Origin of the sequence: Aeromonas sp. Y318-1 (assembly GCF_027706125.1) — a bacterium.
Classification (GTDB): Bacteria; Pseudomonadota; Gammaproteobacteria; order Enterobacterales; family Aeromonadaceae; genus Aeromonas; species Aeromonas hydrophila.
The window spans coordinates 1-19,035 of record NZ_JAPDCM010000002.1; the positions used below are offsets into that span (position 1 = coordinate 1).

Genomic DNA, 19,035 nt, shown 5'->3' on the forward strand with positions numbered 1-19,035 from the left:
GACTCATGATGAACCCTGTTCCATGGCTCCAGATGACAAACATGATCTCATATCAGGGACTTGTTCGCACCTTCCCTAGTGGTTTACCGTCTGAGATGTTTAATTCTAGATATCTGCCTTTCTGGTCAACAACCCCAGTATTAATCTCCGTAACAGTTGCCTGAACCAGCATAATACTCACATCAATCCTCTAGATAAAATTTATGAACAAGCAACTTTTAGCAAATAGGTTTCAAATACATTACTACTTCGATGACAACTCTCACTCAATGGACGCCATCGTGCGTAATAGATGTGAAGCCGAGATAATTGCTATCCTCATAGAGATTGCGAAAACTCTTAATGAAAGTGTTTTGATTGAATGTGAAGCTCATAGAGAGGGGGGGTTACGAGACATATGGAAATTAGCGAATGCTAATGCTGGTGTTATTTCAATAATAATTGGCATTGCATCAATTGTTGTACCACTGCTACCAAGGTCAGATTCTGAACTCGATAGACTTCAAAAAGAAGATCTTCGCTTAAGTATTGAAGAAAGAAAACTAAGAATTAAACTACTTAAAACAGAGATAGAATCAAGCAATATTAATTACAACACTCTAGCTAAAGCTGCAGAAGTAGTTAACGAAAATTACAAAATAATTACTCGGCGCTCAAATTTCTTTAAACACCTTAATAGTTACAAAAAAGTATTTAAGGTCGGTGTAAATAGCCTCACTGCAGATGACATAGAGTCTAAACCTGAATCAGAAATAACTAGAAATAGATTTTCCAGATTTATATTAAACTCAAATTCCTTACCAATTCAAACTGTAGATGAGGCAGTTATAGAAATCGTTTCCCCAGTTCTAAAACAAGGAAACTATAAGTGGAAAGGTATTTTTGATGGAGAACCGATTAGCTTCATCATGAAAGATAATGTTTTTAAACAGGATGTTCTTAGTGAGCGAATTAGCTTCCAACATGGCTCAGCTATCAAATGCGCCCTAATTATATATAGGAAATTGGATGAAATCGGTGAAATTGTCACTACGGGTTATGCTGTAGAAACAGTAATTGAAAATATAAGCGGTTACAAAAATGTTGAAACTATACAAGGTCGCGCATATCGACACAAAAGAAGTTTACAAAATTCTCAAGGTGATCTTTTTCATGATAGGGAGTTTTCGTAACCACTAATTCATAAGCCCTCTAGTAAATAGAAATATAGCATTAACACTTAAAATTACAATCTACTTCACTACTAATTTTAACCATATCATCTAATTGTTTTATATAAAAACGAGAGATTTATGCAAAGTACGCAATTTATAAGTCAGTTATTCTTAGAGAATAGTCAGTTTATTTTAGTAGGTTTAACCGGCCGTACTGGTTCAGGATGTACAACGACAGCAAATATATTGGAAAGCAAGAACCCAAACTTTCCAGAACCAGAGCATTTAAATGGTTTTTATAAAGGCTTAGATATAACTCGCTATAAAATAGTTAAAAAATATGCTGAGCAGCACTGGAGTAATTTCTATTCAATAAAAGTGAGTGATTTAATATCAACTTATATATTAACACTTTCTCCAGAGCATCTCGCTAAATTCATATGTAGCACAAGCAATCAATCTTTAAATGAAAATCTTGTTTATGATAAGCTAAAAAGTGGTGTGTTCAGTAATAATCGCCTTGTATTAAATTACAAAGAGTTAATACATAACCTGCTAGATCATTCAAAAGACCTGCATGTTACGGAAAAAGAAGCTAATGATTTTATCCGTATACTGACTCTTATTAGAAAATTCACCCGAGACTTCAAAAAAGAGTTAGATGATATAAGTCACGGTCTTTATGTATCTACCTACCAAGCCAGTGGTAACTCTATTCGCAAGACAGGTAGCGTTCAAAATGCTTATGATAAAGCTGAGTTTGACCCTACATGCGTATTTAATCTACCAGAAACTATCAACCGAATAATAAAAGTAATAAGAAAAATAACAAAAAATAAAGCATATATTGTTATTGACGCGATCCGCAATCCTTACGAAGCCAAATTTTTCAAAGACCGTTATGCTGCTTTTCATTTAGTTTCAATTAATGCTCCAGCTGAACATCGCAGCAGGTATATGCAGAAACTACACAAATTTTCATCCGACCAGATAGATACAATAGAAAAGATTGAATCAGGAAAAACGGAAGGAAAATTTGTAGCATTCACTAATCAAAATGTAAAAAAATGCATTGAAATATCGGATATCCACTTATTCAACCCTAAGAGTGAGTTTAATAACAATAATATTCTAAAAGCTCAAATTGCTTGGTATATTGCATTAATGCAGCACCCTGGGTTAATACCACCCTCCTCAATGGAAAGGGTAATGCAAGTTGCCTACACAATGAAAATGAACTCAGGGTGTATATCTCGTCAAGTTGGCGCAGTAGTTACAGACTCTCACAACTCAATTAAATCTGTTGGTTGGAACGATGTAGCAAAGGGCCAAGTACCTTGCTCTATGCGCTCATTAACTGGTTTAATTGAAGAGTTCAACCCTGTATCTTACAGTCATTATGAAAGAAACAATCAGCTCTTCAGAGCAAAAGCACATGATAGATTAATTAAAATCAAAGAAGTAAATTCAAAGAAACCTGTTTTTGAAGGACACAATTTATCTTATTGCTTTAAAGATATTCACAACAGTCTGGATGACAAGGGAAATCAAGTTCATACAAGAGCATTACATGCTGAGGAAAATGCCTTTTTACAGCTTACTAAATATGGTTCCTCTGGAATAGAGGGTGGTAAGCTATACACAACTGCAAGCCCTTGTGAGTTATGTGCTAAAAAAGCTTATCAATTAGGCATTGCAGAGATCATATTTATCGATCCATATCCAGGAATAGCTCAAGAGCATATCATTAACATTGGTAATAATGTTCCCAAACTGATCCAATTTAGAGGTGCAATAGGTAAAGCCTATCATCGCTTATATGAGCAAATAATTCCTATAAAAGATGAACTTGAACATATGATGGCCTTATAAGCCTTCATTCTTTCTTATAAAACCCCGGCAGAGCTTGCTTTACCGGGGTTTTATTTATTTCGCCGCCTGATCCACCAGATAGAGGATACTGTGATAGGGAATGCCGGCGTGCTGGCTGAGCCCCATCTCGCAGGTACGGCTGTTGCTGAATCCCTGACGGCAATCGCTGGGTATCTGAGCGGGCAGGCTGGCGAGGGCGGCGGCGTTGAGCTCCGGGATCATCAGCCCCTTGTCGCCGGCAAAGCCGCAGCACTGGATATGCTCAGGCACGATCACCTCGCGGGCACAGGCGCAGGCCAGCGCCAGCATGGTTTCCCCGAGCCCCATGCGCCGGCTGCTGCAGGTGATATGGAGCATCACTGTCTCATCGATGGGGGTCAGCTCAAGGTGGGGCAGCAGGTGTTCCAGCACAAAGGTAGCGGGCTCAAACGCCCGAAGGCCCTTGCCGATCGCCCCCGAAAGCAGTCGCTGCACGCAGGGGTTGGTGTCGAGCAGCACGGGCCAGCGCCCCTGCTCGCTTGCCTGCCACAGGGCCTCGGCCAGCTCAGTGCGCTTGGCTCCCGCTACCTCGACCATCCCCTTGCTGTCATAAGGCATGCCGCAGCAGAGCCCCTCAACTCTCACCGGCACGATGACCCGGCAGCCCGCCTTCTTGAGCAGGGATAACACCACGTCCGGCAGTGACGGGGCCTCCTCCTGCTGGCCGAACACCCGGCTCGCGCAGGACGGCAAATAGACCACAGCGCGATCCTCTCCAATGCCCTCATTGGATCCGCCATGGCTCCCCTCCCCTTGCGGCCACAGGTAGCGGCTCGGCCCCGGCAGGGTCGGCAGCCAGGCGGGGGTGCGCTGGCCGCTCAGATGGCGAACCCCGTTCACCAGCCCAGCCAGCGCCTTGTCTCCCAGCACCTTGCCCGCAATGGCTTTTAGGCCCAACGCACTGCGGGCGGTGCGGGTAACACCAGCGAAGTGATCGGCGCTCCATCGGGCGATGGGCACGAAGCGCTGGTACTTTTCGCTGCGCAGCTTCTTGATCAGGCTGCCGGTGTTGATGCCCACCGGGCAGCGATCGGCGCACAGCCCGGTGGCGGCGCAGGTGTCGATGCCCTGATAGTCAAATAGCTGGGCCAACTGGTTGGAGGGCTCATCGGCACGATTGCGGCGGGCCAGTTCGCGGTAAAGCACGATGCGCTGGCGCGGCGACAGCGACAGGGTGCGCGAGGGGCAGACCGCCTCGCAAAAGCCGCACTCGATACACGGATCGACGATGGCATCGCTCGCCGGCATGGGTTTGAGGTGGGCCAGGTGGGCCTTGGGGTCGTCGTTGATGATGACGCCGGGATTGAGCAGGCCAGCTGGGTCGAGCAGCGCCTTGATGCGGCGCATCAGCGCCATCCCCTCCGGCCCCCATTCCAGCTCCACATAGGGGGCCATGTTGCGGCCGGTGCCGTGCTCGGCCTTGAGGGACCCGCCAAAGCGCACCGCGACCAGCTCGGCCACCGCGTCCATAAAGGCGCCGTAGCGGGCCACCTGCGCCGGATCGTCGAACCCCTGGGTAAAGACGAAGTGCAGGTTCCCCTCCAGCGCGTGGCCGAAGATGATGGCTTCACCGTATTCGAAGCGATCGAACAGGGCTTGCAGCCCCGCCACCCCTTCGGCCAGACGCTCGATGGGAAAGGCGACATCCTCGATGATGACGGTGGTGCCAGTGGTGCGCACCGCCCCCACCGCCGGGAAGAGCCCCTTGCGAATGGCCCAGAGCCCGGCGCTGTCGGTAGTAAAAGGCACAGAGGCGACCTGGGCGAACTCGGCGGCCATGGCCGTCACCTGCTCACAGCGATCCACCAACTCTTCCTTCGACTCCCCATGCACCTCGACAAGCAGGGCGCAGGCAGCCAGATCCAGGGTCTTGATAAAGTCCGGCAGGCCGGGCTTGCCCGCCACCGAGCGAAGGGAGCGCCCATCCATCAGCTCCACCGCCGCCACCGGGGCAGCTTTGAGCCGCGAGGTGGCCAGACAGGCCTGCTCGGCGTCCCGAAACACCAGCAGAGCCGAGGCCTTGTGGGGGTATTCGGGCACGGTGTCGAGCACCACCTCGGCGATAAAGCCGAGGGTCCCCTCCGAGCCGATCATCAGGTGGGTGAGGATATCGACGGGGTCCTCATGATCGAGCAGGGCATTGATGGCGTAGCCGGTGGTGTTCTTGAGCCGGTACTTGTGGCGGATCTTGGCGGCAAGCTCGGCGTTCGCCAGCACCTCGGCGCGCAGGGCGGCGAGCCCCGTGAGCAGCTCCGGGCGCCTGGCCGCAAAGGCGGCGCGGCTCTGGGGATCGCCACTGTCCAGCACGGTGCCATCGGCCAGCAGCAGGGTCATGGCGTGCAGGGTGTGGTAGCTGTTGTGGGCGGTGCCGCAGCACATGCCGCTCGCGTTGTTGGCGGCGATGCCGCCCAGCTTGCAGGCGTTGATGGAGGCGGGATCCGGCCCAATCTTGCGCCCCAGGGGCGCCAGATAGCGGTTGGCATCGGCGCCGATCACCCCGGGTTGCAGGGCGATGCGGGCCCCCTCGTCCAGAATGCGGTGGCCGCGCCAGCTGTCGGTCAGGGTGATGAGCACCGAATCGCTCAGGGCCTGGCCCGAGAGACTGGTGCCGGCGGCGCGAAAGGTGCACGGCAGGCCCAATTCGCGGCACACCGACAGCACGAAGCGCACTTCATCGAGGGAGTCGAGGCGCACGATGCGCTCGGGCACCAGCCGGTAGAAGCTGGCGTCCGTGCCGTGGGCCAATCGCAAGTCCGGGTCGCTCACCAGGCGCTCCGGCGAGATGCGCGAGAGCACGGCGGCGTCAAATTCATTCCAGCGCATCAGCAATCCTCCATCAGTACGACCAAGAGACGGCTCGGGCCATGGGCGCCGTAGGCCAGGGTCTGCTGGATATCGGCGGTCTTGGAGGGGCCGGAGACCAGCAGCAGATTGGTGGGCATGGCCTGCTGCCAGCACCCGGCCGCCACCAGCCCTGCCAGGTTGTCGGCAACGGTGGAGGCCGCCAGCAGCGCGATATGGCAGGGGGGCACCAGCGAGAGTGTGCGCGGCTCGCCGCCATCCGGCAGCAACACCAGAGTCCCGGTATCGGCGATGGCGCCCGCGCAGTGGGTGATGCCAGCCTGACAGGCATCGAACAGATCGTCCTTCCAGCTTGCGAACTCGCCAGAGGGGGTCAGCACAGAGCGCCCGGCGCAGGCGGCCGCGACCGCCTCCTGCCAGCGGCCGCCCTGGCCACAGGCCAGACTCGTCACGCCCTCTTCATCCAGCCAAGCGGTCAGCTCCCGGGCCAGTGTTTCCTCCTTGACGGTGAGGATCTCGGCGTGGCTGGCGCTGATCCCGGCAACAAAGCGCTCGCGCCGTGCGTTGTCATCTACCCCGCGCCAGGGCTGCCAGGCGTGCGGTGCGTGGGCAATGGGGGTGGCGGCGCCGCGCAGGCGGTTCAAGATAGCCTCTTTGCTCGACATCTCAGGACTCCTTCTTCTTCTGGCGCAGCAGGGCGTGCAGGCTCTGGGGGGCGGGTTTGGGGGCCTCGCGGCACTGGGTCCAGGGGCCCAGATGCTTTGGCATCAGCCCACGCAGGCGACCGGCCACCCCGGTCGCGGCGTGATAGAGGCGCGGGTGGGTGGCGGCAAAAGCAAAGCCCTGCATGGCAAGGGTCTCGAGCCGGCTCCTGGCCGCCCCCTGCCCCGCCAACGGTTCGTGGCCAGGCTGTGCGTCGTGCTTGGCCTCCCGGCGCAGGCGCTGCAGCATGTCGGGGATGGGGATGCGCACCGGGCACACCTCGCCGCAAGCGCCGCACAGGCTCGATGCAGTCACCAGATCGCTGGTGCTTTCCAGCCCCAGCAGGTGGGGGGAGATGATTTTGCCGATGGGGCCTGGGTAGATAGTGCCGTAGGCGTGACCGCCGATGCGGGTGTAGACCGGGCAGTGGTTCATGCAGGCGCCGCAGCGGATGCACTGCAGGGTCTTGCGCAGCTCTTCGTCCCGGTAAGCCTGGCTGCGACCGTTGTCCAGCAGCACCAGGTGCACCTCGTCCGGGCCGTCCAGCTCCCCTGCCCGGCGCGGGCCGCTGATGACGTTGAAGTAGGTGGTGATGGCCTGGCCGGTGGCCGAGCGGGTCAGGGCGCTGTAGAGCGGCGGCACGTCGCTGAAATATTCCACCACCTTCTCGATGCCGGTGATGGCCACGTGCACTTTCGGCACCGTGGTGCACATGCGCCCGTTGCCCTCGTTCTCCACCAGACACAGGCTGCCGGTCTCAGCCACCGCGAAGTTGACGCCGGAGAGCCCCATGCCGGCGCGGCGAAACTCTTCACGCAGGGCCCGCCGCCCGGTCTGGATCAGGGCGTCCACGTCGGTGGTGGGGGTGAAATCCGCCAGATTGCCGGCGAAGGTGTCGCTCACCTCCTGCTTGTTCTTGTGGATGGCGGGCATGATGATGTGGGACGGGGTGTCGCCGTCGAGCTGGACGATAAACTCCCCCATGTCGCTCTCAAGGCAGCGGATGCCGTGGCGCGCCATCTCGTGGTTAAAGCCCACCTCCTCACTCACCATGGACTTGCCCTTGACGATGCTGCTCACCCCATGTTGCTGGGCGATGCGAAGGATGATGGCGTTGGCCTCGGCCGGCGTCTGGGCCCAGTGCACCTTGATGCCGTTGCGCTCGCAGTTGGCCTCGAGCTGCACCAGGAGTTCCGGCAGGCGCGACAGGCAGCGCTGGCGAATTTGCTCCGCCGCATCGCGCACCGCCGCTTCTTCCTGCGGGTCTGCGAAGGCGTCGCGGCGCTTGCCGCGCAGGTAATCCATGGCGCCGCGAAAGTTCTGGCGCAGCACGGGGTCGGCCAGGGCCGCCTCGGCCTGGGGATGAAAGCGGCGCGGCGAATACTTGGCGTACTCACTCATGATGGGCCTCCTGTTTTTCTGACAAAGGCTTGCTGTGGGCGAGCAGGAAGCTGGCCAGGTGCATGGCGGGCAGTGTCTTGCCCTGATAGGCCAGGGATCCCTTGATGTTCAAGAGGCATCCCCAGTCGGCGCTCACCAGGGTGTCGGCGCCGGTGGCTAGCAGGTGGCGGGTCTTGTCCTCCACCATGGCCTGGCTGATGTGGGGATGGCGCACCGAGAAGGTGCCGCCAAAGCCGCAGCACTCGCTCTCGTAGGCCTGCTCATGCAAGGTGACCCCATCGAGCTGGCCCAGCAGGGCGCGGGCCCGGCTGTGCACCTGCATCTCGCGCCGGGCCGAGCAGGAGGTGTGCATGACGATGCTTGCCCTCCCCACCCCGTGCCAGCGCACCCGGCAGACCTGGGCCAGAAACTCGGTGAGCTCGAACACCCGCTCGCAAAACGCCGCCACCTCGGAGCTCTCGGGGAAGAGACGTGCATAGTGGTGGTGCATCATGCCGCCGCAGGAGCCCGACAGCACCACCACCGGCCAGGGTTCGGGGAAGAGTGCCATCTGGCTTTGCGCCACCTGGCGCGCCTCCTCTTCATGGCCCGAGGTGTAGGCCGGCTGCCCGCAGCAGGTCTGTTTCTCGACAAAGTGCACCCTTATCCCTTCCCGCTCGAGCAGGGCGATGGCATCGAGCCCCGCCACCGGGTCGAACAGGTCCACCAGACAGGTGGCGTAGAGATAGACATCGGCCGGCTTGGCCGGATAGACCCGCATTACCTTCATCACTTGCTCTCCTTTACTTCAACTGCAGCAGGACGTCCGAGATGTGGAAGCTGTACATGAGCGCCAACCCGATAAGGCCGGTGGCCAGCAGGTAGTAGAGGGTCGGCAGCGCGGTCTTGCGCAGCGTCGCCCCCTCACGGCCGAGCAGCCCCACGGTGGCCGACGCCGCCACCACGTTGTGAATGGCAATCATGTTGCCAGCGGCTGCGCCCACGGCCTGCAGCGCCAGCATGGCGGCAGTGGAGACCCCCAGGGTCTGCGCCACTTCAAACTGGAACTGGCTGAACATCATGTTCGACACCGTGTTGGAGCCGGCGATAAAGGCCCCCAGCGCGCCTATGGTGGCGCTGAGCGCCGGGAAGAACTCCCCCACCAGCCCGGCGGCAAAGTTCGCGGTGGTCACCGGCATGCTGGCGAGATCCGCCCCGTTGACGCCAGAGTTGATGAAGATGCGCACCATGGGCACGGTGAAGATCAGCACGAAGCCGGCGCCAATCAGGGTGCGGCTGGACTCCCCCAACGCCCGCCCGAAGGGGGCGAGGGAGCGCGATTGCAGCAAGGTGGCGAGCAGGGCGCAGAGCACCAGCAGGCCCCCCGGCAGATAGAGCGGCTCAATGGAGGCGCTGACCCCCTTCTCTCCCAGGAGGTCGGTGAAGGCGAGGCTCACCGACAGGAGGCTGGCCTTGAATGCCGGGCTCACCCGGCTGGCCACCAGCAGGAGGGCCAGCGCCACATAGGGGAGCCAGGCCAGCAGCAGCGACATGGGGCGGGCGGCGGCCTCTTTGAGATCGAGCTTGAGGGAACCCAGCCACTCGGCGGGCCACTCCTGCTCGGGGGCGAAATCCCAGCTGGATTTCGGCACCAAAAAACCGGCTCGCGCCGCCGTCACCACCAGGGCCAGCCCCACCAGCCCGCCGATGAGGGACGGGAACTCGGGGCCAAGCAGCATGCCGGTCAGGGCATAGGGGACGGTGAAGGCGAGCCCGGCGAAAATCGCGAACGGCAGGATGGCGAGCCCCTCGGTCCAGCTGCGGTGGCGGCCAAAGAAGCGGGTCAGCATCATCACCATCAGCACCGGCATCAGGGTGCCGACCACGGCGTGAATCAGGGCCACGTTGGTGGTCACCTGCTGCAGGTAGACCTCCCAGCTGCTGCCGCCGGCGCTCAGGGTCTGGCCGATGGTCTGGCTGTCGAGCCCCTTGTTGATCCCCACCAGAATGGGGGTGCCCACCGCACCGAACGACACCGGGGTGGACTGGATCATCATGCCGAGCAGCACCGCGGCCAGCGCCGGAAAGCCGATGGCCACCAGCAGCGGCGCCGCGATGGCGGCCGGAGTGCCAAAACCGGAGGCCCCTTCGATAAAGGCGCCGAAGCACCAGGCGATGATGATGGCCTGGATGCGCCGGTCCGGCGAGATGTTGGTAAAGCCGCTGCGAATGGCGCTGATGGCGCCGGTGTGCTTGAGGGTGTTGAGCATCAGGATGGCGCCGAACACGATCCAGAGCACGGTTACCGTGATCACCAGCCCCTGCAGGGTGGAGGCAAAGAGCCGGGTCGGGCTCATCTGCCAGCCCCACAGGGCAATGAACACGGTCAACAAAAAGGCGACGGGCATGGCGCGCTTGGCGGGCCAGTTGAGGCCGACCAGCAGCACGGCGGCCACCAGGATCGGCGAGAAGGCCACCAGGGCCAGCAGGGTGTCTGTCATCATTGCGTCCTTGTCCGAGCGGTGCAGAGGCGCACCTTGTTGTTGTTTTGTTAAGCGGACGTGACCTTACCCTGTTCCTTTTTCGCGATATATGGAAATAATGAACAACATTAGTTCCAAAAGTTGATCAATATGACCAGTACCGACGACCTCATCCTCTTCGCCCAGGTGGTGGAGGCCGGCTCCTTCAGCAAGGTAGCTGAACAAAATTCCCTGACAAATTCGGTAGTTAGTAAACGGATCGGGCGCCTGGAGGAGGAACTCGGGGTGCAGCTGCTCTATCGCACCACCCGCCGGCTCACCCTGAGCGAGGCGGGCAAGGAGCTCTATCAGGGTGCCAAAAATGTGAAGGCCGCCGCACTGGACGCCTTCGACGCGGTGGCGGGTTTTGGTGAAAAGGTGAGCGGTCATGTGCGAATGTCGGTGCCCACCATCTCCGGCGAGCTGCTGCTGGCCGACGCGGTGGCCGATTTTTGCCAGCAACACCCGGGGCTCACGGTGGAGATGTCGCTGGACAACCGCTTCGTCAATCTGGTGGAAGAGGGGTTCGACCTGGTCATTCGCACCGGTTATCTGGATGACTCCAGCCTCATAGCCCGCCACATCCTCGACTCCCAGTGGGTGATCTGCGCCGCCCCCGCCTATGTGCGCCGCTTCGGGGCACCGCGCGAGCCATCAGACTTGCTCACCCACAACTGCCTGCGCTACGCCTACCAGAGCACGGGGGCCTCGGAGTGGGCCTTCAAGGGGGAAGAGGGCAACTACCTGCTGTCGGTGTCGGGCAGTTTTTGCACCGACAACGCCGGCGCCCTGCGCAAGGCAGCGCTGGGGGGGCGCGGCATCGTCTATGTGCCGCGTTGCCTGGTCTATCACGATCTGATGAAGGGCGAGCTGGTGGATCTCTTCCCCGATCAGGTGGGTAAGAAGCTCGGCATCTACGCCGTCTACCCCTTTACCCGCCAGCCGCCGCGCAAGATCCGGCTGCTGATCGAGCACATCCGCCAGCGCTACCTCGACATAGCCCACTATTTTGGCTGACGGGGGATGGCGCTCATCCCGTATCAACGGGGGGCTTTTTTGACCCGGGCGGCAGAGTTGCCTACCATGGCCCTCCCCTTTACCGCTCAGGACCAGCCCATGTGCACCGTCTTCTCTGGCCAGGATCCCACTCACTACGCCTGCACCACCCGCTCGGTGCGGATCTGCGGCCACAGCACCAGCATCCGGCTGGAAAACAAGTTCTGGACCATCCTGGAGCAGCTCTGTCAGGCCCAGGGACGCTCCATGGGGCTGTTTCTCTCCGAGCTTTATCAGGAGGCGCTCGGCAACGGCATGGAGATGAGCAACTTTGCCTCCCTGCTGCGCTGCTCCTGCCTGGTCCATCTGGAAACAAGACAGGAGCCGGACGTCGCAGCCTGAGGGGCGCAGCTTCCTTCCTCATGAAAAAAGAGCCGCAGCACCAGGCTGCGGCCCCTTCCTATTCCACGCTTCAAGCTCAGGCGAAGCGGCCGGCCCGCTCGATGAACTCGATCTGGTAACCGTCGGGGTCGGTCAAAAAGAACAGCCGGGCCAGCAGGGTGCCCTCATGGTGCATCGCCTTGACCGGCGCAGGGGCCAGACCCAGCGCCGTCAGACGCTGATGCGCCGCCTCGATGTCTTCCACCGTCACCGCCAGATGGCCATAGCCGTTACCGTGGCTGTAGGGCTCGACCTGCCCGTGGTTGTGAGTCAATTCGAGCTCGAAGCCACTCTGGTCATTGGCAAGGTAGGTGAGGGAAAAACCGTCGAAGGGGAAGTGATCCCGCACCGCCAGCTCGAGGGCCTCGCGGTAGAAACGTACGGATCTATCCAGGTCGCGAACCCGGATCATGGTGTGGATGAGTTTGGTCATAGGGACTCCTTGGTGATGGGAGTCACAGGGTAACCAAGGGCTCAGCCGGCCAGGTAGTAGTGGACTAGCACCCGGAAATCGGCGGCCAAAACCTGACATGACCTCGCAGGCTCAAGCCACCAGGGCCGCATCAAATCGGCGGCTGGCGCCAATTCAGCCGGGCTGGGCGGTGAGAAAGGCCAGCGACTGGCGGTTGAAGTGCTCGGGCCGCTCCACGTTGCAGACGTGGCCGCAGCCGTCGATGATCTCGAGCCGGCTGTAGGGGTCGCGCGCCACCTGCTCGCGCACCGGCGCCAGGAACATGTGATCCTCCTCCCCCATCACATAGAGGGTCGGAATAGGCAGGGCCCGCTCCTTAAAATAACGCATCAGAGGGTTTACCTCGGTGGCGAGGCGAAACCAGCGCTTGAACTCTTTTTGGCACAATTTGCGCGCCTCGCGCACGAACAGGTTGCGTGACTCCTGATGGTGCTGGCGGGGCATGATGATGAAGGCAAACAACCGGTAGAGCCACATGTAAGGCAGGATGTGCTGGCCGAGGCGGCCGAGCTGCACCAGCACCCGCGAGCGGATGTCGAGCCGCAAAATAGCGCCGCCCAGCACCATGCTCTTGACCCGCTCGGGGCAGAGCTCCGCCAGATGGCGAATGAGGATGGTGCCAAGGGAGATGCCGACGAAGTGGGCGCGGCGAATGTTGAGGTGATCGAGCAGTTGCAGGATATCCTCGGTCACCGCCCGAAAGCTGTAGTGGCCCTTGATCACCTGCTGCAGCTTGTGGGACTGGCCGTGGCCGCGCAGATCCAGCAGCAGCACGTTGAAGTGTTCGCGATAGGCGCGCAGCTGCTTGAACCAGATGGAGGAGCTGCCGCCCGCCCCGTGCACGAATACTACCCAATCCCGCTCGGGACCCAGCTCGAAGGTCTTGTGATACAGCATCTTGCGACTCCCTCATCGACGGCATTGGGGTATAGTAGGCGCGCATCTTAGCAGATTTTTTCACCCGACTAATACGTTTGCACCGCAAGCGGCGAGGAGCATGACCATGGACTTGACCCGTTTGAGATCCTTTCTGCTGACCCTGCCGGGCGCTCAGGAGGATACCCCCTTCGGCCCAGAGATCCTGGTCTATCGCATCGCCGGCAAGATGTTTGCCCTGCTGGACTGGCAGGCCGAGCCGCTGCGGCTGAACCTCAAGTGCGAACCCGAGCTGGCCCTGCTGCTGCGCGAACTCCACCCCGAGGTCAAACCGGGCTGGCACATGAACAAGCAGCACTGGAACACGGTTACCTTCAACGACAGCCTGGCCGACGATCTCTGGCAAGGCTGGGTGCATCACTCCTACGAGCGGGTGGTGGCCGGTCTGCCCAAGGCCAAGCGCCCGCAGGCACCGCAGCGATGAGCCCCGCCATGGCAGCAGAGCCCAGGCTCGTCCAGCTGAACGAGCAACACATCCCCGCCCTTTGCGCCCTGTTCGAGCAGTCGGTGAGAAGGATTGGCCCCCAGCACTACAGCCCGGAGCAGGTCGAGCAATGGGCCCTCGGCGCCCATCATCCCGGCTTTGCCGGCCAGCTGCGCGAGCACCACGGCTGGGTGCTGGAGCAAGGCGGCGAACCACTCGGTTTCGTCACCCTGAGTCAGGATGGCCACCTCAGCCTGCTCTATGTGAGCGCCGATCACCCGCGCCGGGGCTATGGCAGCCAGCTGCTGGCTGCGGCCCTCGCCGAGGCAAAACGGCTCGGACTCACACAGCTGACAACGGAAGCCAGCGTCTTCAGCTATGGGCTATTTTTACGGTATGGCTTTGAGCTGACCGGATTGGAGAGCGTGGAGCGCGGCGGGGTCAGTTTTATCCGTTATCGCCTGCACTGCCGCTTGCCAAGCTAGGTCCAGCCACTAAAATACGCACAGTTTTTTCGTATTGTTGAGGATTGAGGCCGCCATGGTTGTAGAAAGCGAAGGCTATATCGCCCTGATTGAGTATCTGGTGGAGAGTCTGGGACTGTTTGAAACCCAGCAACAGAGCAGTGGTGAACAGACCATCGAAGATCTGGTGAGCGGCCGGGTGGCCAGCAACCTGATGGCCATCTGCGAGCAGAACCCGCAGCTCGATCCCAAGTTGCGCTTCGTGATCATGCAGGAAGCCGATGCGGTGGTGGCCGATCTGGAAGAGGTGCTCTCCGCCGTCTGGCTGCGCGCCCCGACCCCGGAGCAGAAAGCCTTCCTCGAAGAGTTCATCGACCTCATCAAGAACCTGTTTGACGGCGCCATCAGCTGATCACAATGGCGAACGCCAAGTTCGCCACTCCTTCGCAAATTTTCCGCACCGCAAACATGAAAAGGGCCGCCTTCAACGGGCAGCCCTGCTTGCTATCATTTCAACTCATCAAGCTTTTCAATGACTTTTATGAATTTTCGAGGCAAGAAATGTGTCTGGTCTTAGCCGCCATCCATGGTGGCTACTAGGTTAGGCAAAGCGGGTTCAATTTAGTTCCCACCCATGACACATTTTTTTATGATTTTTTCATTCTCCTGACAACGCCCGATAAAAAGGCCGCAAACGCGGCCTTTTTCTTTTTACCATCAATGACAAGTCACAGATACCCGTCATCTTCACCTAGCTGTTGAGGCTCGGTGGCAGGCAGACGCCGATGCCCCCCAGGCCGCAATATCCGTCCGGATTCTTCTCCAGATATTGCTGATGGTAATCCTCGGCGTAATAGAAGGGCACCAGCGGCAGAATGCGGGTGGTGATGGTGCGCCCGTCACCGCTCGCCGTCATCGCCTGCTGGTAGGCGGCCAGACTCTGCTGGGCAATCGCCTCCTGGGTGTCGTCCCCGAAGAAGATGACGGAGCGGTACTGGGTGCCGATGTCACCGCCCTGGCGCATACCCTGGGCCGGATCGTGCTGCTCCCAGAACAGCTTGAGCAGATCGCCATAGCTGATCACCTTGGGATCAAACACCACCTGCACCGTCTCGGCATGGCCGGTCAATCCGCTGCACACCTCCTTGTAGGTGGGATTCTGGGTCACCCCGCCCTGATAGCCGGCGGCGGTGGAGTAGACCCCGGGCTGCTGCCAGAACAGGCGTTCCACCCCCCAGAAGCAGCCCATGCCGAACCAGGCCACCGCCATCCCTTCAGGCCAGGGTCCCTGAGTCGGGTGACCATTGACCGCATGCTGCTGGCCAATCACCATCGCCTCGCGGCGTCCCGGCAGCGCGTCTGCCGGCGAAATAATCTGTTCCATGCACCCTGTCCTTGTATAAAAACCTGTGCGATCGCACAGCTGACGAAAAGGAATATCGAAGATAACAGTTTATGGGCCGGGATCAACCTGAGGCGCACCCTCACACCGCTGACGCCCCTGCCCTGCCTGGTGTCACCACTGTTCTGTCCGCCTGGCCGTCCCGGTGACAAAATCACGCCAAATCAATATTTAATCTTGATTTGTGAATTTATTTTCATATATTGAGCCCATTGCTGTTTTTTTATGGAAGAAGCCTCAAGTGCGTGAACGCGAACCCAGCCTGGTCTATGCCTTTCGGCAGTCTACCCCCTACGTCAATGTGCACAGAGGCGCCACCTTCGTGCTGATGATGGGGGGGGAAGCCCTCTGCCACCCCAATTTCGCCAACATCGTCAGCGATATCGCCTTGTTGCAGACCTTAGGGATACGCCTGGTGCTGGTATTCGGCTCCCGTCCGCAAAATGACGAGGCGCTGGCTCGTGCCGGCATCGAGGCCCAGTACCACAAGCGCATCCGGGTCACCGATGACGAGAGCTTCGCCATCATCAAGCAGGTGTGCGGCGGGTTGCAGTATGACATCACCGCCCAGCTCTCCATGGGGCTCGCGAACACTCCCATGCAGGGTGCCCGTATCAGCGTGGTGAGTGGCAACTTCGTCACCGCCCAGCCGCTCGGGGTGGATGACGGCATCGATTTTTGCCACAGCGGTCGGGTACGCCGCATCGACGTGGAGGGGATCACCCGCCAGCTCGATCAGAAGAGCCTAGTGCTCATCTCCCCCATCGGCTGCTCGGTCACCGGCGAGAGCTTCAACCTGAGTTCGGAAGAGGTGGCCCGCCGGGTGGCGGTAGATTTGAAAGCAGACAAGCTCATCTGCTTCAGCAGCACCCAGGGGGTGATGGACCGCCATGGCGAGGCTATCTCCGAGCTCTTCCCCGAGCAGGCCGAAGAGCTGCTGGTGGAGCTGGAGCAGGCGGGGGAAGAGATGTCTGGCACCGCCCGTTATCTGCGTGCGGCCATCGCCTCCTGCCGCGGCGGCGTGCCCCGCTCCCACCTGGTGAGCTATCAAGATGATGGCGCCATGCTGCAGGAGCTGTTCAGCCGCGATGGCCTCGGCACCCAGATAGTGCGGGAAAGCGCCGAGCAGGCGCGCGCCGCCACCATCGAGGACATCGGTGGCATCTTGGATCTCATCCGCCCGCTGGAGGAGGAAGGCATTCTGGTGCGCCGCTCCCGCGAGCAGCTGGAGATGGAGATCGACAAGTTCACCATCATAGAGCGCGACGGCCTGATCATCGGCTGCGCGGCGCTCTACTGTTTCATGGAAGAGGCGATGGCGGAGATGGCCTGCGTCGCCATCCACCCTGACTACCGCAACTCCAACCGTGGGGATCAGCTGGTGGCCAAGGTGGCCGAGCGGGCCAAACGGCTCGGCATCCGCCGCCTGTTCGTGCTCACCACCCGCTCCATTCACTGGTTCCGGGAACGGGGCTTCGATCCGCTGGAGGTGGAAGATCTGCCGGTGGCGCGCCAGCGCCTCTACAACTGGCAGCGTCGCTCCAAGGTTTTGTCAAAGACAATCATATAAGCCATTGATTTTGCGTTGGCTTGGCTGACTTTTTGAACTTTTTCACAAACTCGATTGACAGTGCAATCCAACGCAAGGTATTTCTAAATGCACTCCACCGCCCTGGTGGAGCCAGAAGAGGAGCGCTGCCCAGGCAGCTCGAGGGAGGACACCAGTGTCCGGTGAACTTGGGTCAGGGGGAGCAGCGCCGAGACATCTGAGGCAACTGGATACCTCAGTGTCGGCTGCGGGGGCTGAATCCCCCGGGTTGTCATCGGTAGTGGTCATCCCCCACCGCGCCCCGTCAGGGGCGGGTACGGGATGGGCTCTGCGGGTGGAGTGCTTCTGGCCGGGATAGCTTCGATCATTCCTGCCATTTTCAGCCTCCTCCTCTCTTTTTGCCCGATGGATCCGGATTTTCATATTAAGACAGGAGTAAGCAATGAGCCCGATCAATGTCGCCAAGTTTGGCGGAACCAGCGTCGCCAACGCGGCAGCCATGAACAACTGCGCCGATGTGGTGCTGGCCAACCCGGCCACCCGAGTGGTGGTGCTGAGCGCCAGCGCCGGCGTCACCAACCTGCTGGTTGCATTGGCTCAGGGCGATCTGGACGAGGCGGGCCAGGAGGCGCAACTGGCCAGGCTCACCGAGATCCAGCAGGCCATTCTGACGGAGCTGGGCGACTCAGGCGATCTGAGTGACCTCATCCACGGCCAGCTCGGCGAAATCCGCACCATGGCACGCCAGGCTCATCTGCACACCGATGCCGAGCTGGCCGACAGGCTCATCGCCTGCGGCGAGCTGATGTCCACCCGCCTCTTTACCGAACTGCTGCGCCAGCGCGGCGTCAAGGCCTGCTGGCAGGATGCGCGCCAGTTGCTGCGCACCGACAGCCGCTTTGGCAAGGCCAGCGTGGATCTGGCCGCCACTCGCGCCCTCTGCCAGGCCGCGCTGGGCCCCCTGCTTGGCGACAGCCTCATCATCACCCAGGGCTTTATCGGTGCCGACGGTGATGGGCGCACCACCACCCTCGGCCGGGGTGGCTCCGATTACAGCGCGGCCCTGTTGGCCGAGGCACTCGACGCCGGCTCCATCGAGATCTGGACCGATGTGCCCGGCATCTACACCACGGATCCGCGCCTGGTCACCCGGGCCCGCCCCATCCCCGAAATCAGCTTCGTGGAGGCGGCCGAGATGGCCACCTTCGGCGCCAAGGTGCTGCACCCGGCCACCTTGCAGCCGGCGGTGCGCCAGGACATCCCAGTGTTTGTCGGCTCCAGCAAGGATCCGGCCGCCGGCGGCACCTGGATCCGCGCCAGCACTCGCACCAATCCGCTGTTTCGCGCCGTGGCCCTGCGCCGCAACCAGGTGCTGGTCACCCTGCACAGCCTCAACATGTTCCACGCCTACGGTTTTCTGGCCGAGGTGTTCGGCATCCTGGCCCGCCACCGCATCTCGGTGGATCTCATCACCACCTCGGAGGTGAGCGTGTCGCTCACCCTGGATCACACCGGCAGCCAGAGCAATGGCGAGCCCATCCTCGGCGACAAGGTGCTGGCGGAGCTTGGTCAGCTGTGCAAGGTGCAGGTGGAGACGGGGCTGGCACTGGTGGCGCTCATCGGCAACCGGATGAGCGAGGCGGCCGGGGTGGGCAGTCAGGTCTTTGACGCCATTCGCGAGCACAACATCCGCATGATCTGTTACGGCGCCAGCGCCCACAACCTCTGCTTCCTGGTCAAGGAGGACGAGTCGGGTCATATCGTCAACCGTCTCCACCAGGAGCTGCTCGATTAAGGGGCTGGCACATATCGAGGATCAAAAAGAGGGGCCGGCTGGCCCCTCTGTTTATATAAGGTGATACGCAGATGAGATCTAAGTG

17 protein-coding genes and 1 riboswitch are annotated in these 19,035 nt (G+C 59.3%); of the genes, 9 read left to right on the forward strand and 8 right to left on the reverse strand.

The annotated features are described in order from the left end of the window. Nucleotides 1–203 precede the first annotated feature (203 nt). Both OKB87_RS02625 and OKB87_RS02630 read left to right on the forward strand, forming a co-directional pair. Complete coding sequence (locus OKB87_RS02625; protein WP_270826370.1) at nt 204–1,172, forward strand: hypothetical protein; 969 nt, start codon at nt 204–206, stop codon at nt 1,170–1,172. A 120-nt stretch (nt 1,173–1,292) separates the two neighbouring features. Then, the gene (locus OKB87_RS02630; protein ID WP_270826371.1) at nt 1,293–3,026 is read left to right on the forward strand and encodes an anti-phage dCTP deaminase; all 1,734 of its coding nucleotides are present in this window, start codon (nt 1,293–1,295) and stop codon (nt 3,024–3,026) included. 54 nt (nt 3,027–3,080) lie between these two features. Here OKB87_RS02630 and OKB87_RS02635 read toward each other — a convergent pair whose 3' ends face one another. Genes OKB87_RS02635 through OKB87_RS02655 form a run of 5 tightly spaced genes read right to left on the reverse strand, consistent with a single transcriptional unit; the run spans nt 3,081 to nt 10,450 of the window. Continuing rightward, nucleotides 3,081–5,888, reverse strand: a complete 2,808-nt coding sequence (locus OKB87_RS02635) for an FAD-binding and (Fe-S)-binding domain-containing protein (protein ID WP_270826372.1) — start codon at nt 5,886–5,888, stop codon at nt 3,081–3,083. Continuing rightward, nucleotides 5,888–6,532 carry a LutC/YkgG family protein gene (locus OKB87_RS02640; RefSeq protein WP_270826373.1) on the reverse strand — a complete coding sequence of 215 codons (645 nt, stop codon included), beginning with the start codon at nt 6,530–6,532 and terminating at the stop codon, nt 5,888–5,890. The genes OKB87_RS02635 and OKB87_RS02640 overlap by 1 nt, the downstream gene beginning before the upstream one ends. Nucleotide 6,533: 1 nt before the next feature. After that, nucleotides 6,534–7,970 (reverse strand): LutB/LldF family L-lactate oxidation iron-sulfur protein, encoded by a 1,437-nt coding sequence (locus tag OKB87_RS02645; protein WP_270826374.1) that lies wholly within the window; start codon nt 7,968–7,970, stop codon nt 6,534–6,536. Continuing rightward, nucleotides 7,963–8,739, reverse strand: coding sequence for a (Fe-S)-binding protein (locus tag OKB87_RS02650; RefSeq protein ID WP_270826620.1), 777 nt, complete (start codon nt 8,737–8,739; stop codon nt 7,963–7,965). Before OKB87_RS02650 ends, OKB87_RS02645 begins: the two co-directional genes overlap by 8 nt. Before the next feature lie 13 nt (nt 8,740–8,752). Then, on the reverse strand, nt 8,753–10,450 hold the full coding sequence (locus OKB87_RS02655; RefSeq protein WP_270826621.1) for an L-lactate permease: 1,698 nt from the start codon (nt 10,448–10,450) through the stop codon (nt 8,753–8,755). Nucleotides 10,451–10,582: 132 nt separating this feature from the next. Here OKB87_RS02655 and OKB87_RS02660 point away from each other — a divergent pair, with 132 nt between their 5' ends. After that, the gene (locus OKB87_RS02660; protein ID WP_270826375.1) at nt 10,583–11,488 is read left to right on the forward strand and encodes a LysR family transcriptional regulator; all 906 of its coding nucleotides are present in this window, start codon (nt 10,583–10,585) and stop codon (nt 11,486–11,488) included. Between the two features lie 66 nt (nt 11,489–11,554). Continuing rightward, nucleotides 11,555–11,869, forward strand: a complete 315-nt coding sequence (locus OKB87_RS02665; RefSeq protein WP_139704571.1) for a ribbon-helix-helix domain-containing protein — start codon at nt 11,555–11,557, stop codon at nt 11,867–11,869. Nucleotides 11,870–11,945: 76 nt separating this feature from the next. On the opposite strand, the gene OKB87_RS02670 is transcribed toward OKB87_RS02665, so the two are convergent. Then, nucleotides 11,946–12,341, reverse strand: a complete 396-nt coding sequence (locus OKB87_RS02670; RefSeq protein ID WP_270826377.1) for a VOC family protein — start codon at nt 12,339–12,341, stop codon at nt 11,946–11,948. A 153-nt stretch (nt 12,342–12,494) separates the two neighbouring features. Next, complete coding sequence (locus OKB87_RS02675; RefSeq protein WP_005302068.1) at nt 12,495–13,277, reverse strand: alpha/beta fold hydrolase; 783 nt, start codon at nt 13,275–13,277, stop codon at nt 12,495–12,497. A 106-nt stretch (nt 13,278–13,383) separates the two neighbouring features. Here OKB87_RS02675 and OKB87_RS02680 point away from each other — a divergent pair, with 106 nt between their 5' ends. From OKB87_RS02680 to OKB87_RS02690, 3 genes are read left to right on the forward strand one after another with little or no spacing between them, the layout of a single operon-like run. Continuing rightward, nucleotides 13,384–13,740 carry an MmcQ/YjbR family DNA-binding protein gene (locus OKB87_RS02680; RefSeq protein WP_270826378.1) on the forward strand — a complete coding sequence of 119 codons (357 nt, stop codon included), beginning with the start codon at nt 13,384–13,386 and terminating at the stop codon, nt 13,738–13,740. After that, a complete protein-coding gene (locus tag OKB87_RS02685) occupies nt 13,737–14,225 on the forward strand; it encodes a GNAT family N-acetyltransferase (RefSeq protein ID WP_270826379.1) in 489 nt (162 codons plus the stop codon). Before OKB87_RS02680 ends, OKB87_RS02685 begins: the two co-directional genes overlap by 4 nt. A 55-nt stretch (nt 14,226–14,280) precedes the next feature. Continuing rightward, nucleotides 14,281–14,616 carry a DUF3802 family protein gene (locus OKB87_RS02690; RefSeq protein WP_024944925.1) on the forward strand — a complete coding sequence of 112 codons (336 nt, stop codon included), beginning with the start codon at nt 14,281–14,283 and terminating at the stop codon, nt 14,614–14,616. A 339-nt stretch (nt 14,617–14,955) separates the two neighbouring features. Here the strand turns inward: OKB87_RS02690 and msrA are convergent, their stop codons facing one another. Further along, nucleotides 14,956–15,588, reverse strand: a complete 633-nt coding sequence (gene msrA / locus OKB87_RS02695) for a peptide-methionine (S)-S-oxide reductase MsrA (protein ID WP_168967243.1) — start codon at nt 15,586–15,588, stop codon at nt 14,956–14,958. 259 nt (nt 15,589–15,847) lie between these two features. On the opposite strand from msrA, the gene argA reads away from it, so the two are divergent. Together argA and lysC are read left to right on the forward strand one after the other, a co-directional pair. Next, nucleotides 15,848–17,176: an amino-acid N-acetyltransferase gene (gene argA / locus OKB87_RS02700; RefSeq protein ID WP_270826380.1), complete on the forward strand. Its 1,329-nt coding sequence runs from the start codon at nt 15,848–15,850 to the stop codon at nt 17,174–17,176. Between the two features lie 107 nt (nt 17,177–17,283). Continuing rightward, nucleotides 17,284–17,508: riboswitch (Lysine riboswitch) on the forward strand. A gap of 89 nt (nt 17,509–17,597) precedes the next feature. Further along, nucleotides 17,598–18,950 (forward strand): lysine-sensitive aspartokinase 3, encoded by a 1,353-nt coding sequence (lysC, locus tag OKB87_RS02705; protein ID WP_270826381.1) that lies wholly within the window; start codon nt 17,598–17,600, stop codon nt 18,948–18,950. Nucleotides 18,951–19,035: the final 85 nt, after the last annotated feature.